The organism is Streptomyces sp. NPDC044003 (genome assembly GCF_056435185.1).
In genome coordinates this window covers 1,292,410-1,307,271 of the sequence record NZ_JBWKFA010000001.1, presented here as the reverse complement: position 1 = coordinate 1,307,271, position 14,862 = coordinate 1,292,410, and the positions used below count along the sequence as shown (strand labels likewise).

Below are 14,862 nucleotides of genomic sequence, written 5' to 3'. Positions count from 1 at the left end.
CGCTCAAGATCTCCCCTCGGCAGCGCGCGTCAATCCTTGAGCCCTGTCACTCGAACGAGGGGTGTTGCGCGGCAGGAGCGCATTTTCGAATGCGAGTTCGATAGTCTGGCGAGGTTCGACGGAAAAGAGGGGGTGCCGGATCCATGGCGCGACGACTCGACGTCACCGGGGCCGACGGCGTCCGGCTGGCGGCCTGGGACCACACGGCCGGGCCCGGCGGCGGGCCGGGGATCGTCCCGCAGCCCGGCCCGGACACCACGGGGCGCCCCGGCGGCCGGCCCGTCCCCCGCCCCGCACGAGCCCCGCAGGCCCCCGGCCCGCACGCTCCCGCCCGCCCCGGGGTGTTACTGCTCCACGGCCTGATGGGGCACGCAGGACACTGGGCCCCCGCCGTCCGGCGCCTCACCGGCGGTCATCGGATCGTCGCCCTCGACCAGCGCGGGCACGGCGCGAGCGAGAAGCCCGCCGGCGGTCCCTTCACACGCGAGGCGTACGTGGCGGACGCCGCCGCCGTCGTCGAGCAGCTCGGACTCGGCCCCGTCACCCTCGTCGGCCACTCCATGGGCGCCCTGACCGCCTGGCAGCTGGCCGCCGAGCGCCCCGACCTCGTCCGCGCCCTCGTCATCTGCGACATGCGCGCCTCGGCCCTCGGAGCGGCCTCGCAGCGCGCCTGGCAGGACTGGTTCCGCGGCTGGCCCGCGCCCTTCCCGTCCCTGGAGGCGGTCCACCGCTGGTTCGGCGACGAGGACCCCTGGGTGGAGACCCCGAACCCGGCGCGGGGCGCGTTCTTCGCCGAGGTGATGGCCGAGCACCCCGACGGCTGGCGCCCGGTCTTCGACCCGGAGCAGATGCTGACCTCCCGCGAGACCTGGGTCCACGACGCCCACTGGGACTCCCTCGCCCAGGTCCGCTGCCCCACCCTCGTCGTCCGCGGCCTCGACGGCGAGCTGGGCCGCGCCGAGGCCCAGGAGATGGTCCGGGTCCTGCCCCACGGGGCGTACGCGGAGATCCCCGACGCCGGCCACCTCCTCCACTACACCCACCCGGAGGCCTGGAGCGAGGCCGTGGAGCCCTTCCTCAACGGGGTGCTCACGCCCTGACGCGGAGGCCCCGGGAAGCAGGCATTCCGGAAACGGGGCCCCAGCGGTGACGCGGGAGAACCGGCACGGTACGGTCCCTGCCACGGCGCGTCGAGCAGCACGCCTCCGCGCCGGTTGGAGGGAAACCACATGCGCAATTCCATGCTGCGGCGCGTGGCCACGGTGGCCACGACGCTGGGGCTCACCTCGCTCGGCCTCCTCGGCGCGGGCGTGGCGCCGGCGCAGGCCGCCGTCAGCGACTGCCCGTCCGGCTACTTCTGTGCCTGGAAGACCGACAACGGCACCGGCACGATGTACAAGACGAACGTGAACACGGCGACGCTCGGGACCTGGGACAACACGTTCCGCTCGGTCGTGAACCGCACGAACAAGATCGCCTGCCTGTACGACGACCCGAACTACGGCGACTCCACGGGCGCGACCGTGATCGACCCGAGCCCGTCGGGCTCCGAGTGGGGAGGTCCGGGCAGCAACACCGTCAGCTCGCTGAAGTTCGTCCCCACCGAGCGCGAGTGCGTCCTGCCCGCGTACCCGGAGTGGCACGCGTACGCCGCCCCCAACGCGGCGGGCTTCGGCGACATGAACGCCGACAAGACGTCGGACGTCATCGTCCGCGACAAGGCAGGCCGCCTGTGGTTCCTGCCGGGTGACAACACCGGCCGCCTGATCGGCTCGGGCGGCTGGAACGCCATGAACGCCCTCAGCCGCCACGGCGACTTCACCGGCGACGGCCGCGAGGACGTCATCGCCCGCGAGGCCTCCACGGGCAAGCTGTGGCTGTACCCGGGCACGGGCACCGGCGCCGTCGGCACGCGGAAGCTGATCGGCTCCGGCGGCTGGAACGGCATGAACCAGATCACCGCCTTCGGCAACCTGACCGGCGACAGCCGCTCGGACCTCCTCGCCGTCGAGAAGTCCACGGGCAAGCTGTGGCTGTACCCGGGCACCAGCACCGGCATCGGCGCGCGGAAGCTGATCGGCAGCGGCGGCTGGAACGCGATGAACGCGCTGGTCGCACCGGGCGACATGAACGGCGACGGCCGGGCCGACCTGATCGCCCGCGAGGGCTCCACAGGCAAGCTGTGGTTCTACCCGGGCACCGCCACGGGCGGCGTCGGCTCGCGCGTCCTGATCGGCTCCGGCGGCTGGAACGTCATGGCCTCGTTCCTCGCGGTCGGCGACTTCGGCGCGGACGGCCGCAACGACCTGGCGACGATCACCACCAGCAGCTACTCGGGTGAGGGCTGCCGGGGCGTGGGCTGCCTGGTCCTGTACACGGGCAAGGGCACGGGCGCGCTGAACGCGGGCGTGCCGGAGGACGGCAACTGGTGGGGCCTGAACGGCGCGTTCTGACCGGCGAGCTTGACGAGGGCCTCCACCCCCGGCCGGGGGTGGAGGCCCTCGGCGTTCACAGCGCCGCGACGAAGGAGTCCCAGGCGGCGGGGGAGACCTCGAAGGAGGGGAGGGCGGTGTCCTTGGAGTCACGGACGTGGACGGCGTCGGGGCAGGAGGCGACCTCGACGCAGGCGCCCCCCTGATCGCCGCTGTAACTGCTCTTGAACCAGTTGAGGTCGGTGCTCATAGCTCTCGTGCCACCTGTTCGATGAGTCGTACGGAATCCTCCGGCGTGTGGGCCTGCGCCCGCAGTGCGCTGTAGCGGGCGAAGCAGTCCCCCACGTCGGGCTGTTCGCTGAGAAAGTACCTGCCGCCCTGTCCCTCGACATAGACGATTTGATTGCGGCGCTCTTCGGTCTCAAGCAGGATGAACGGCCCGTTGAGCCCGGCGTGATTCCACCGGTCCTCAGGCATCAACTGAACGGTGACGTTCCGCAGGTCGGCGCACTCGCGTACGTACAGCAGGTTCTTGCGGAGGACGTCCTGTCCGCCGATCGGCTTGGTGAGCGCGGCCTTCTCCAGGACGAAGGTCACGACCGGTGCAGGCTTACGGAAGTACAGCTCCTGCCGCTTGATACGCGCGGCGACGCCGGCCTCTATGTCCTCGTCCTCCAGAGCCGGTACCGCGCAGTGGAAGACGGCCCGCGCGTACTCAGGGGTCTGGAGCAACCCCGGGATCAGATGCGTCTCGTACCAGTGAATCCCTGCCGCCTTGGTCTCCTCTTCCAAGTAGTCCTCGAACCAGGCGGCAACACCGCTTGCCGTCAGCTGCTCCGCGACCTCCAGAAGTGCACCTTGTGCACCTAAGAACGGGTCCGCGATCTCGACGAACCGGCCCCTCGGGCGTCGCTGGCCGCGCTCGATCATGGCCACCTGGGACTTGGAATAACCGGTCTCCTTGCCCAGGGCCTCCTGCGATACCCCGGCCCGCTCCCGGTAGAACCGCAGAAGCGCGCCGAAGGCCTTCGAGGCCCCCTGACCCTTCTTGTTCTCGTTGTTCACACCCGACCTCCCGAGTGCACAGTCCTGCACAACCGGACTGCGTCGCTGGTCACAGGAGACCACGGTCGCCAAGCTGGCCGCATGAATCTGCGCAAGTCGCTTGACAGCGTGCCCTCTTGGGTGCCCGCTTCCGGTCACGCCCTCCGTCACGCCGGGGTGCACTTCGACGCCGTACGGATCGGGGGGTTCCTCGGTGAGGACGTGGCGTACCGCCTCATGGCGTTCACGGACTTCCAGGCGGGGCCGATCGTCCGTGAGGCGACAGGGGAGAAGAACCACTACTTCCTGTTGCCGCCGCAGACCGCCGCCGCGCACGCGTGGCCGGCTCCGGCGCGGGCGCTGAGCCGGAACGGGCGGGGCGAGGCGTTCGTAGGGATTCCGGCGCTGCACGGGGTGACCTGGCCGCTGGACTGGAGGTCGCGGCCGACAATCGAAGATCCGTTCGTGGAGCCGGAGTTGTTGCATCACACGGTGAAGTGTGCGCTACGGTGATCGCATCATCACGCTCCGTAAAAACGGAGCGGCCCCCGGTGGTGCGCCAACACCAGTGACCCGGGGACCTTCACTCCAGTGGAAGTCAGAGGTCCACCAGAAATGCTTCGGCATGCTATCGCTCCCGTTCAGTCCTTCACCAAGGTTTCGAACGGTGTCGTGCGTCATCCGCGTCTGAACAGTGACGCGAAGATCCTCCTGATGTACGTCCAGAGCCTCCCCGCCTCCGTGTCGTACAAGCCGCTCGGCGAGCACGCGGCGGACCTGGGGATGAAGCCCCGGGCGTACCACCGGGCCAAGGAGTGCCTGGTCCAGAACGGGTACCTCCACGAGTGGCGGTGGCAGAGTCGGCGCGGGCACTGGATCACCGAGCAGCTGATCTCCAATGTCACCCTGACGCGTGACGAGGCGAACGGGATCAGGGACGGGGTGCCGACCGAGTCGCCGAGTGTGCGGGAACGGGCGGTCGGTTCGACAGAGAGCCGGAAGCCGGTGGCCTCTTCTCCGAAAGACAAAGACGGAGAGAAGACTTCTCCCCACCCACCCACCAAAGAGCCGGCGCCGAGGCCGGAAGCGGAGCCGGAGCCGGAGCCGGAGCCGGAGTCCGCTGTCGACGACACCCCCGAAGTCGTCGAGGCCGAACGCCTGTTGCTGTCGCTCCGGCATCAGAACCGGGATCTGCTGCTCGGCGTCAGGGAGGCCCGTGGTCTGGCCGAGGCTGCGGCGGAGTGGCTGCGGCGTGGGGTGTCCGTCGCGGACCTCAGGCACGCCCTGACGGCCCATCTGCCGCGTAACGGCGTCCGTTCGGCGGTCGGGTTCCTGCGCCACCGCCTGACGGAGAAGCTCCCGGTCCCGCTGCTGCCTCCGACGCCCCAGGAGCGCCCGGCCGAAGCCCCGCGGCCGGGCCTGGTCACCTGCGAGGGGTTCGGTGACGAGCACGTCTTCCGGCCGGTCGGCGACGAGACGCACTGCGGCGGCTGCCGCATGGAACTGGCGCGGCAGGCCCACGGAGTCCGGCTCCGGGAGCCCGCCGCAGGCGCCTCCTGGCGGACTCGCGTCGAGCAGGTGGTGGCCGAGGCCGCTGGTTAGGTCCGTACTCCGCGGGTGGCCCACCAGTGCGGCGCCCGAGGTGTCTGGGACGGAGCCACCCCCTAGGGTCGGCTCCGTCACGTCCATCGAGAGGGGTGCCAGGTTGGCAGGCGCGACGACGCAGGAGTTCGGCCGGCGGATCGACCCCTACCGGTCGGAACTCCTCGCTCACTGCTACCGGATGCTCGGCTCGGTGCACGACGCCGAGGACCTGGTCCAGGAGACCTATCTGCGGGCCTGGCGCGCGCGGGAGCAGTACGACGAGGGCAAGGCCTCGGTCCGGACCTGGCTGTACCGGATCGCGACGAACGCGTGCCTGACCGCGCTGGACGGCCGCAGCCGCCGACCGCTGCCGTCCGGCTTGGTCGAGCCGAGCGATCCCACCGGGCCGCTGGTGTCCGGCGCGGACATCGCCTGGCTGCAACCGTTCCCGGACGCGCGGATCTCGGATGCCGATCCCGCGGCGGCGCTGGTCGCCCGGGGCAGCCTGCGGCTCGCCTTCGTCGCCGCGATGCAGGTGCTCTCGGCCCGCCAGCGTGCGGCGCTGATCCTGCGTGAGGTGCTCGAGTTCTCGGCCGCCGAGACGGCGCAGATCCTCGACACCACGACGGCAGCCGTGAACAGCGCGCTGCAGCGGGCACGCGCCCGGCTCGGCGAGGCCGGAGTGTCCGAGGCGCGGATCGAGGAGCCGCCCGAGGCGGAGCGGCGCGCGATGGTCGACCGGTACGTGGAGGCGTTCCTGAAGGCCGATGTGGCCGCGCTCAAGCAACTGCTGACCGACGACGTGCTGATGGAGATGCCGCCCGTGGTCAACTGGTTCGTCGGCCGGGAGGCCTACGGCCTGTTCATGGAGTGGGTCTTCGCCAAGGCCGGTACCGACTGGCGGCTGCTGTCCGTGTCGGCGAACGGGCAGCCGGCGGTCGCTGCCTACGTGCGCGGGGCGAGTGGGTCGTACGAGATGCACACGCTGCAGGTGTTCACGGTCACGGCCGACGGGATCAGTCGTAACTCGGTGTTCCAGGATGCCGAGGTGTTCGCGGCGTTCGGGTTGGCGCCCCGGCTTCAGGACTGAGGGCGCCAACCCGAGGGCGCTGATCAGCCCGCGTTGGCCGGGCTGTTGTGGTAGGCCGCGACCAGCCAACCGCGGTCGCGCCGCTCCAGCACCCAGGTCGCGTGGGCGATGCGGTCGGCGGGCACCTCGGTCTCGCCGGGGAAGAGGATGCCGGTCTCGCTGACCACGACGGCGGCGTCGGCGCCGAGGAAGCGGAGCTGGTCGATCCGGTTGGTGGTCGTCGAGCCCTTCAGGTAGCTCGCGAAGCCGCCGGCCATGGTCTGGCGGATCTCCTCCCGGCTGCCGCGGTAGCTGCCGGGCAGGATCGCGCTGGCGTCCTCGGTGTACTCGGCGACGAAGGCATCGGCGTCTCCGGCGTCCCACGCCTGGTAGACGCCCGCCAGCACGGCGTGGATGGCGGCCTCGTCGGCCTCTCGGGACTCGTTGACGGTCACGGCCTGGTCGGTGTTCATGGTCTGCTCCTCGTCGGTCTGCGTTCGCGGGCCCTTCGACGGGCCCACGAGTACCTACCGAGCCGACTGCCGGAACTCATCGCACCTGGAGCGCGGATTTCAGGCGAGCCGCAGCCGCTGCGGCTTCGGCAGGCCCGTCCATCAGCCCTCAGCTCTCGCAGTCGGTCGGCTCTCCCCAGGCGTCCGCCGTCGCCGCGACGCGGAAGCCCGAGCCGGTGGTGAGTTCGGGCGGAAGCGAGTCGCCCTCCGTCGCGTGCTTCTCGGGGTCGAGGGAGTAGATGTTCAGGACCGTCGGGGTTCCGTCCACGTTCCGGGTGAAGCACAGGTCGATAGCCGCCACGGGGTCCGAGGCAGACCACGGGCCGGGTCGCCAGCCGTCGCGGGCGGCCGCCGTCCGGTAGTACCGGATCACGTCGGCCGGGGTGCCGGGGAAGGCGTAGGTGCGGTTGGCGTACACCCACGCGTCCCCGCTGTCCGCCCAGCAGCCCGCGTCGACCTTCTCGTACCCCTTGGCGAACGTGGCTTCCTCGGGCCCGGAGCCGAGGATCGCGAGCGCCCCGAGCCGCTCCACCCGCTCGTCGCTGCCCGCGCAGCCCTTGACGTCCAGGCCGCCCGTGACGGCCGAGCAGCCGGTGAGGCCCCCGGCCGTCAGGACGACCGCGAGCAGGAGGCCCGTTCTCTTACGTATCGGCAACGCCGTCTCCCTGTCAGATCTTTCCCGCGAGCAGGCGGGTGCGGTGACCGAGGAGCCCTCACAGCTGTCCGCGCGGGTCCTGGCCGCGCGCCCTGCGGGCCTTGCGGACGTCGTGGCGGAGCTTGACGAATCCCTCGCGGAGATTGAGGAGATCAACGGCGAGGCCCACACCGCGAGCGACCCATGTGACTGCCCTCACCAGAACGTCGTCCACAGTGGCGCTTGCTTCCACGGCAGGTGTTTTCCCTTCAGACTCCGGCACCGCCAGGAAGGTTGCGCCAACGGGTGCGGGCGGCCCTCAGCCCTCGCCGTCGTCGAACGACGTCGCCGCCCTCAGCCCCTCGACGAACGTCCGGAAGTCCCGGGCCAGGGGCAGCTCGGACGCGTCGTCCGCGTCGAACCACGTGACGGACGGCTCCCCGTCCGCCCCGCACGCCCGGTAGTCGAGCGCGATCCACGTATGACCGTCGCCGGAGAGCAGGACGCAGGGGGACGGCAGGTCCCACTCCTCGATCAGGTAGGCCGAGTCGACGATCGACAGATGGTGGCCGTCGGCCTCGCCGATGCCCATCAGCACGTCGAACGGGACGTGGCCGTCGCTCCACGAGGTCGGTACGGCCGTGGGGTACGCGTTCCACGACTCCGCCACGTCACCGCCGTTGCGGAGCCGTAGGAGCTCAAGCAGCGGCGCCGGCAGGCGGACGCCGAGACGGGCCTCCGCGTCCCGGACGGCCGTGTCGGTCAGCGGCGCCTGGACCCCGTACCGGCCCTCGCCCCAGAACGCCGTCTTCACCTCGTCGAATCGCGCCACCCGCGCATCGTAGGGAACGCCGTTCACCGGCTCAGGCGCCACACCTGGTCCTCGCCCGTCTCCGCCGGGGCCGTGGGCTCGTGCGGGCGGCGGAGGTGGGCGGTGAAGCCGAGGCGGGAGGGGACGGCGGCGCTGGCGTGGTTGGCGACGTCGTGGACGACCTCGACGGCAGTGACACCGGGGAGGCGGAACGCCTGCTCGACGAGCGCCCGCGAGGCGCGCGTCGCGAGGCCCCGTCCGGTTGCCGCCGGGTGCAGCCAGTAGCCGAGCTCGACCGTGCCGTCCGGCGTGTCCTCGTGCCGATGCAGCCCGCAGGAGCCGACGACCGCCCCGTCGAGCACGATCGCGTAGCTGTACGCCTCTCCGCTCGCCCACAGGTCCGCCCGGGTCGCCAGGAAGCGGGCGGTCTCCCCGCTGCCGTGCTCGGCGACCCACGGCATCCACGGGCGCAGGTGCTCCAGCGACTCGTCGACGACCCGGAAGAACTCCGGAAGGTCCGCCTCGCCCTCGAACGCGCGGAGCACGAGCCCGCCGTCGACCTCGATGACTGTCTCAGGTGAAGGGTTCATGCCCGGAGGATCCTCCGCACCGATCACCCGGGCAAAGGGATTTCGGTGGGTACGGGCGCAGGTTCCGGCGTCCGCAGCCGTGCGATGCGTACGCTCCAAGCCGGTCGACGATCGGACGGAGAGTCATCATGGGGGACGCCATGGAATGCGACGAGGGGCTTGTGCGGGCGCTGCTCCGCGACCAGCACCCGGACCTGGCGGAGTTGCCGCTCCAGCGGGTGCCGGGCGGCTGGGACAACCAGATGTGGCGGCTCGGCGACGAGTTGGCGGTACGGATGCCCCGTACCGAACGGGCCCCGGGCCTGCTGCGCAAGGAGTACCGCTGGCTGCCGGCCCTGGCGCCGCTGCTCCCGCTGCCCGTGCCCGCCCCCGTACGCACCGGGGAGCCGTCCGCGCGCTTCCCGCGGACCTGGGCGGTCGCCCGCTGGGTCCCGGGCGAGCCGAGCGACGTCGTGCCGGTCACGCGCGGCGACCACGCGGCGGAGGCCCTCGGGCGTTTCCTGCGGGCGCTGCACCGCGAGGCGCCCGAGGAGGCTCCCGCCAACCCGGACCGGGGCGTTCCCCTCGCGGAGTTCGTGGCGGGGTTCGAGGCGGGCTTCCCGCTCCTGGCGGAGTTCGCCGACCCGGAGGACGTACGACGGGTGTGGCAGGACGCCCTGGCGGCCCCCGGCCCGCAGGGCCCGCCGGTGTGGCTGCACGGGGACCTGCACCCCGCGAACGTCGTCGTCGCGGACGGCACCCTCGCCGGTGTGCTCGACTTCGGCGAACTCTGCGCGGGCGACCCGGCGACGGACCTCTCGGCCGCGTGGCTGCTGCTGCCGGAGGGCGCGGCGGGACGGTTCTTCCGGGCGTACGGGGGCGAGGACGGCCACGCGCGCGTGGAGGGCCCCGAAGAGCCCCACGCGCGCGTAGCCGGTTCCGACGAGACCCACGGTCCCAACAAGACCCACGGCTCCGACAAGACCCACCGCCCCGAAGAGACCCACCGCCCCGACAAGACCCACGCGCGCGTGGACGAGGCCACCGTCCGCCGGGCCCGGGGCTGGGCCCTGCTCCGGGCCGCCGGTCTCATCGACATCGGCCGCGCCGGCGACCGCGGCCTCCCGGGCGGGAAGCCGACCTGGGGTCCGGCCGGCCGCGCCGCCCTCGCGCGCGTGCTCGCGGATGCCGCGCCCCGGGCTACCCCTTGCTGACCGACGCCAGGATCTCCGGCAGCCGCTTCGCCGTGCGCGGGGCCGCCAGCTTGAGGCCCGCGAGGACGAGCAGCGCGCCGTAGAGCGTGCCGGCGGGGAGGATCAGCCACAGCAGGGAATGCCGGTCGGAGACGTGGAAGTAGATCGTCGCGGCGATGAGCGGGGAGCACAGCACACCGGCGGTGATCATGCCGCCCATGATCGACAGCCAGGCCAGACCGCCCTGCCCCGGCGCGACGTTCTTGTAGCCGCTGTCCTGGGGGATCGAGTACGGGAAGCTCGCCGAGGTCACCGCGCCCGTACCGACCATCGCGCCGAGCAGGCCGAACGCGAGCCCGAAGGCCTGCGGGAGCTGCGCCCACGCGCCGAGGATGCCGGCCGTCACCGCCGTGGTGAGCATCGTGAAGGGGACGGTGACCGAGAGCATGGCCAGGGCCCGCGCCCGGAGTTCGGCGTAGGCGTCGGCGGGCGACGAGATGGTCTGCGCGACCATCCAGAACGCCGAGCCGTCCTGGCCGAACTGGTTGTACATCTGCATGCCGAGCATGCCGGCGGCGAAGCAGGCGAAGTAGACGGAGCCTCCGCCCTGGATGGCGTTGAAGAGAGGCACGATCAGACCGACGGCGAGCGAGGTCACCCAGGCCGCCTTCGTCTTCGGGTCGCGCCAGATGTACCGCAGGGTGCGCTCCATGACGGTGCCGGTGCGCCCGGCCGGCAGGATCCGGGCGAGCAGCCCCGTACCGCCCTTCTCGCCGGCCTTCGCGTCGGAGGCCGCGCCGATCGTGGAGCCGTCCGGCTCGACCATCAGCCGTACCAGGCTCCGCTGCCACCAGTACAGGAGGCCCGCGAGGGTGGCCGCCGTGAGCAGCAGACGGGCTGCGGCCACCGCGTAGTCGCCCTGGCTCGCGGCGTCGACCGCGCCGATCGCGGCGGCCGGCGGCAGCCAGCCGACGACGGCCGTGGCCGGTTCGAGGGACTCCAGGCCGCCGGCCTGGCTGAGGCGCTGGGCGCCGAAGTTCACGAACTGCATGCCGACCGCGATGACCAGGCCGCTCAGCAGGGCCAGGTCGCGGCCCTTGCGGGAGGTGAGGAGCCGGACGTTGGCGGCGGCGACGGCCCGGGACAGGGCCACGCACGTCACCGCCGCGAGCGGGACGGCGAGGACGGCGAGGACGGTGCCGGCCGCGCCGTGGGCGACGGCCAGGGCCGCGCCCAGGACCAGCAGGAAGGTGAGGACGGGCCCGACGCCCACGAGGGAGGCCACGAGCAGCGCCCGGACCAGCGGCCGGGGCCGCAGCGGCAGCATCACGAGCCGCGAGGGGTCGAGGGTCTCGTCGCCGCTCGGGATGAACAGCGGCATGAACGTCCAGGCCAGCGCGAGGACCCCGGTGACGAGGACCGCGACGGTGTCGGCGTCCGCGTTGCCCCGCAGCAGCACGAAGGCCAGGAGCAGGGCGATGACGAGGAAGCTGCCGAAGACGATCGAGGCGATGTACGCGGCGGTCCGCCCGCTGGACTGCCGCAGCCCGTTCCGCAGCAGCGACAGCTTGAGCCGTACGAAGACGGACGTGAGGGACGGTACGGGCGCGCTGGTCGCCGGTACGGCGGAGGTGACGGCGCTCATCGCTGCGTACCGCCCGTGCCCGCCCCGCCGCCCAGCCAGTCCAGCGAGTCCCCGGCCGCCGCCCGGCCGTTCGCGCCGACGAGCTCCAGGAACGCCTCCTGGAGCGAGGACGCCGAGCCCCGCACCTCGGCCAGCGGGCCCTGCGCCCGGATCTGGCCGCCCGCCATGACGGCGACCCAGTCGCAGAGCGACTCGACGAGCTCCATGACGTGGCTGGAGAAGACGACGGTCGCGCCGGAGGAGGTGTACCGCTCCAGGACGCCGCGGATGGTCTGCGCGGAGACCGGGTCGACGCCCTCGAAGGGTTCGTCGAGGAAGAGGACCTCGGGGTTGTGGAGGAGCGCGGCGGCGAGGCCGATCTTCTTCCGCATGCCGGTCGAGTAGTCGACGACCAGCTTGTTCTGCGAGCCGGTCAGGTCGAGGACGTCGAGGAGCTGCGCGGCCCGCTTGTCGACCTCGGCGCCGGGCAGACCGCGGAGCCGGCCGCTGTAGGCGAGGAGTTCACGGCCCGAGAGGCGCTCGAAGAGCCGCAGGCCCTCCGGCAGGATGCCGATGCGTGCCTTGACCTGCGCGACCGACTCCGGGTCGGCCCACACGTCGTGCCCGGCGACGAGGATCCGCCCGTGGTCGGGCCGCAGCAGGCCGGTGATCATGGACAGGGTCGTGGTCTTGCCCGCGCCGTTGGGCCCCACGAGCCCGATGAACCGTCCGGCGGGCAGGACGAGATCGATCCCGTTCACCGCGATCTGCTGTCCGAAACGCTTCCACAGCCCCTCGACACGCACGGCGGGCACCGCACCGTCCCCCGGTGCGGCGCCCGCCGTGTCGAACGCTCCGTCAAATGCCTGGTCAGGCATGGTCCGTCAACCCTTCGATGGTCCCCGTACTACTTACGGGGGCCACCCTACGACCGGGCCGCGCCAGGCCGCCGGGTCATTGCGCGCGGCCCCTCGCCTCCGCCGCTTCCCGGCCACACGCGTACGCGAGGGCGCTGACCAGCTCCTCCGCGTCCGGCAGCCAGCGGTTCGCCGGGGTGGGGCGCCGCGCCCACTGCACCGCGCCGAAGCCGCCGATCCGGGTGGGCGGGGCCGCCACGTAGTGGCCCTCGCCGCGCGTGACGAGGTCGATGGAGGCCGGGGCCCAGCCGAGCTTGCGGACCAGGTCCGGCACCTTGGTGGCGGCGCCGGGCAGCACGAAGAAGTACATCCGGCGGTCCGGGGTGCAGGTCACGGGGCCGAGCGTCAGCTCCATGCGCTCCATGCGGGCGAGCGCCAGGAAGCCGGCCGTCTCCGGCACCTCGATCGCGTCGAAGGTACGGCCGGTCGGCAGCAGGATCGAGGCCTTCGGGGTCTTCGACCACATCCGCCGCGCCCCGACGCCGCTGCCGGTCGCCTGGGTCGACCAGTCCGGCCTGACCGCGTGACCGCCGGGCACGGCGCACGCGTCCGCGCCGCAGGAGCAGCGCTCCTTGCCCTCGACGACTTCCAGCCAGGTCCCGGGAAACACGTCCCAGTGCCGCTCTTCCGCGTACCGCACGGCGCTGTCCAGCAGCTGCTCGCCCCGCTGCTTGGGGATCTGTGCGGCTTCCGTGACTCCCATGGTCTCTTCCACGGTGAGCACAACTTCCCCCGCCACCTGGGGTTACGGGCGTGACGGAGGGTGTGTTGACGCATCGATCCTGCACGCGGGGCGCATGGGTGCACTGGCGGGGGCGCGCGGAGGGCCGGGGAGCGGGGGGTGGGTACGGACAGGTGGGGGGCGCCGGCGGCAGGGTCGCGGCCGACGTGTCCGGTTTCGCGTGTTCACATCTGCATTGACCGCATATTCGCCGGGCATTGATCAGTTCTCTTGTGATCACCGCACGGCCTCAGGGGGTACTCATGGCAGCCAGGCCACTCGTTCCGCGTCAGCTCAACGAACGGCTCCAGGCGCTCATCCAGGAGGCCGGCTGCTCCAACGCCGGCCTCGCCCGCAGGGTCAACATGGTCGGCGCGGAGCGCGGCCTCGACCTGCGCTACGACAAGACGTCCGTGGCGCGCTGGCTGCGCGGTCAGCAGCCGCGCGGCCGGGCGCCCGGGATCATCGCGGAGGCGCTGGGCCGCAAGCTGGGCCGTACGGTCACGATCGACGAGGTCGGCATGGCCAACGGCCGGAACCTCGCCGCCGGGGTGGGGCTCCAGTTCGCGCCGACCGTGCCCGGGGCGATCGAGCAGGTCTGCGAGCTGTGGCGCAGCGACGTGGGGCGCCGGGACTTCCTGAACGGTTCGACCGTCGCGGCCTCCGCGCTCGTCGAGCCCAGCAGGGACTGGCTGATCACAGGGCCCGACGCGCACGTGGCGCGGATGGCGGGGGCCCGTGTCGGGGTCGCGGACGTGGCGGCCGTACGGGAGATGACGGCCGCGCTCGTCGACCTCGACCGGCGCTTCGGCAGCGGCCATGTGCGGCCGGTGGTCGTGCACTACCTCAACAGCGTGGTGTCGGGGATGCTGTCGGGCTCGTACCGGGAGGCGGTCGGCCGGCAGCTGTTCGCGGCGGTCTCCCGACTGACCGAGCTCGCCGGGTACATGGCGGTGGACACCGGCGAACCGGGGCTCGCGCAGCGGTACTACATCCAGGCGCTGCGGCTCGCGCAGGCGGCGGGGGACCGGGGGTACGGCGGCTATGTCCTCGCCGCCTCGATGAGCCACCTCGCCGCGCAGCTCGGCAACCCGCGGGAGATCGCCCAGTTGGCGCGGGCGGCCCAGGAGGGCGCGCGCGGGAAGGTGCCGCCGCGCGCGGAGGCGATGTTCCTCGCGGCGGAGGCGCGCGGCCACGCGCTGATGGGCGACGCGCGGGCCTTCGAGGCGGCGGCGGGCCGCGCCGTACGAGCGCTCGACCAGGCCGATCCGGAGGCGGGCGACGACCCGGCGTGGATCGCCCACTTCGACGCGGCCTACCTCGCCGACGAACTCGCGCACTGCCACCGGGACCTGGGGCAGGCGGAGGCGGCGGCGCGGGCGGCCGAGGAGTCCATCGCCGGGCACCCGGAGACACGGGCGCGGCGGCGCGCGATCGGCCTCGCGCTGCTCGCCTCGGCGCAGGTCCAGCAGCGGGAGGTGGAGCAGGCCTGCCGGACGGGCACGCAGGCGCTCGAACTGCTCGGCACGCTGCGGTCGTCGCGGGGCGCGGAGTACCTGGACGATCTGAGGGAGCGCCTGGAGCCGTACGCGGGGGAGCCGGTGGTGCGGGAGTTCGGCGCGCGGATGGAGCTGTATGCCGCCTAGGGACGTGGACGCCCGGGGGCGTTTCGTCAACGGGTTGTGTAACCGGTCTCACACGTGTGTGCGGAGCCCAGTCGGCACCCGGTAGCGTGAGCCGACGATTCCGTAG

16 protein-coding genes are annotated in these 14,862 nt (G+C 72.2%); 7 read left to right on the top strand and 9 right to left on the bottom strand.

All coding sequences use genetic code 11. The annotated features are described in order from the left end of the window. Nucleotides 1-143: 143 nt before the first annotated feature. Nucleotides 144-1,100 (top strand): alpha/beta fold hydrolase, encoded by a 957-nt coding sequence (locus AC07AW_RS06035; RefSeq protein ID WP_478814240.1) that lies wholly within the window; start codon nt 144-146, stop codon nt 1,098-1,100. A gap of 129 nt (nt 1,101-1,229) precedes the next feature. Beyond that, on the top strand, nt 1,230-2,453 hold the full coding sequence (locus AC07AW_RS06030) for a peptidase inhibitor family I36 protein (RefSeq protein WP_478814239.1): 1,224 nt from the start codon (nt 1,230-1,232) through the stop codon (nt 2,451-2,453). A gap of 55 nt (nt 2,454-2,508) precedes the next feature. Here AC07AW_RS06030 and AC07AW_RS06025 read toward each other — a convergent pair whose 3' ends face one another. Together AC07AW_RS06025 and AC07AW_RS06020 are read right to left on the bottom strand one after the other, a co-directional pair. Next, nucleotides 2,509-2,682, bottom strand: coding sequence for a DUF397 domain-containing protein (locus AC07AW_RS06025; protein ID WP_478814238.1), 174 nt, complete (start codon nt 2,680-2,682; stop codon nt 2,509-2,511). Continuing rightward, nucleotides 2,679-3,497: a helix-turn-helix domain-containing protein gene (locus AC07AW_RS06020; protein ID WP_478814237.1), complete on the bottom strand. Its 819-nt coding sequence runs from the start codon at nt 3,495-3,497 to the stop codon at nt 2,679-2,681. The genes AC07AW_RS06025 and AC07AW_RS06020 overlap by 4 nt, the downstream gene beginning before the upstream one ends. An 81-nt stretch (nt 3,498-3,578) precedes the next feature. Here AC07AW_RS06020 and AC07AW_RS06015 point away from each other — a divergent pair, with 81 nt between their 5' ends. The 3 genes from AC07AW_RS06015 (at nt 3,579) to AC07AW_RS06005 (ending at nt 6,150) form a co-directional block, all read left to right on the top strand. Next, nucleotides 3,579-3,989 (top strand): hypothetical protein, encoded by a 411-nt coding sequence (locus tag AC07AW_RS06015; RefSeq protein WP_478814236.1) that lies wholly within the window; start codon nt 3,579-3,581, stop codon nt 3,987-3,989. Nucleotides 3,990-4,148: 159 nt separating this feature from the next. Further along, a complete protein-coding gene (locus AC07AW_RS06010; protein WP_478814235.1) occupies nt 4,149-5,078 on the top strand; it encodes a hypothetical protein in 930 nt (309 codons plus the stop codon). A 40-nt stretch (nt 5,079-5,118) separates the two neighbouring features. Continuing rightward, nucleotides 5,119-6,150: a sigma-70 family RNA polymerase sigma factor gene (locus tag AC07AW_RS06005; RefSeq protein WP_478814234.1), complete on the top strand. Its 1,032-nt coding sequence runs from the start codon at nt 5,119-5,121 to the stop codon at nt 6,148-6,150. Nucleotides 6,151-6,173: 23 nt separating this feature from the next. Here AC07AW_RS06005 and AC07AW_RS06000 read toward each other — a convergent pair whose 3' ends face one another. The 4 genes from AC07AW_RS06000 to AC07AW_RS05985 form a co-directional block, all read right to left on the bottom strand. Further along, on the bottom strand, nt 6,174-6,602 hold the full coding sequence (locus tag AC07AW_RS06000) for an SgcJ/EcaC family oxidoreductase (RefSeq protein WP_478814233.1): 429 nt from the start codon (nt 6,600-6,602) through the stop codon (nt 6,174-6,176). 148 nt (nt 6,603-6,750) lie between these two features. After that, on the bottom strand, nt 6,751-7,296 hold the full coding sequence (locus AC07AW_RS05995) for a hypothetical protein (RefSeq protein ID WP_478814232.1): 546 nt from the start codon (nt 7,294-7,296) through the stop codon (nt 6,751-6,753). A gap of 298 nt (nt 7,297-7,594) precedes the next feature. Further along, nucleotides 7,595-8,107, bottom strand: a complete 513-nt coding sequence (locus AC07AW_RS05990) for an SMI1/KNR4 family protein (RefSeq protein WP_478814231.1) — start codon at nt 8,105-8,107, stop codon at nt 7,595-7,597. A 23-nt stretch (nt 8,108-8,130) separates the two neighbouring features. Beyond that, a complete protein-coding gene (locus tag AC07AW_RS05985) occupies nt 8,131-8,676 on the bottom strand; it encodes a GNAT family N-acetyltransferase (protein WP_478814230.1) in 546 nt (181 codons plus the stop codon). A gap of 128 nt (nt 8,677-8,804) precedes the next feature. Between AC07AW_RS05985 and AC07AW_RS05980 the strand changes: the two genes are divergently transcribed. Continuing rightward, complete coding sequence (locus AC07AW_RS05980) at nt 8,805-9,869, top strand: aminoglycoside phosphotransferase family protein (protein ID WP_478814229.1); 1,065 nt, start codon at nt 8,805-8,807, stop codon at nt 9,867-9,869. Here the strand turns inward: AC07AW_RS05980 and AC07AW_RS05975 are convergent. From AC07AW_RS05975 to AC07AW_RS05965, 3 genes are all read right to left on the bottom strand, one after another. Beyond that, the gene (locus AC07AW_RS05975) at nt 9,856-11,493 is read right to left on the bottom strand and encodes a transporter (RefSeq protein ID WP_478814228.1); all 1,638 of its coding nucleotides are present in this window, start codon (nt 11,491-11,493) and stop codon (nt 9,856-9,858) included. The two genes, AC07AW_RS05980 and AC07AW_RS05975, sit on opposite strands and share 14 nt — an antisense overlap. Then, nucleotides 11,490-12,350: an ABC transporter ATP-binding protein gene (locus tag AC07AW_RS05970; RefSeq protein ID WP_478814227.1), complete on the bottom strand. Its 861-nt coding sequence runs from the start codon at nt 12,348-12,350 to the stop codon at nt 11,490-11,492. Before AC07AW_RS05970 ends, AC07AW_RS05975 begins: the two co-directional genes overlap by 4 nt. Before the next feature lie 76 nt (nt 12,351-12,426). Further along, nucleotides 12,427-13,092 (bottom strand): bifunctional DNA primase/polymerase, encoded by a 666-nt coding sequence (locus AC07AW_RS05965; protein WP_478814226.1) that lies wholly within the window; start codon nt 13,090-13,092, stop codon nt 12,427-12,429. Between the two features lie 281 nt (nt 13,093-13,373). Here AC07AW_RS05965 and AC07AW_RS05960 point away from each other — a divergent pair, with 281 nt between their 5' ends. Next, nucleotides 13,374-14,756 carry a transcriptional regulator gene (locus AC07AW_RS05960; protein WP_478814225.1) on the top strand — a complete coding sequence of 461 codons (1,383 nt, stop codon included), beginning with the start codon at nt 13,374-13,376 and terminating at the stop codon, nt 14,754-14,756. The last annotated feature ends 106 nt before the right edge of the window (nt 14,757-14,862 follow it).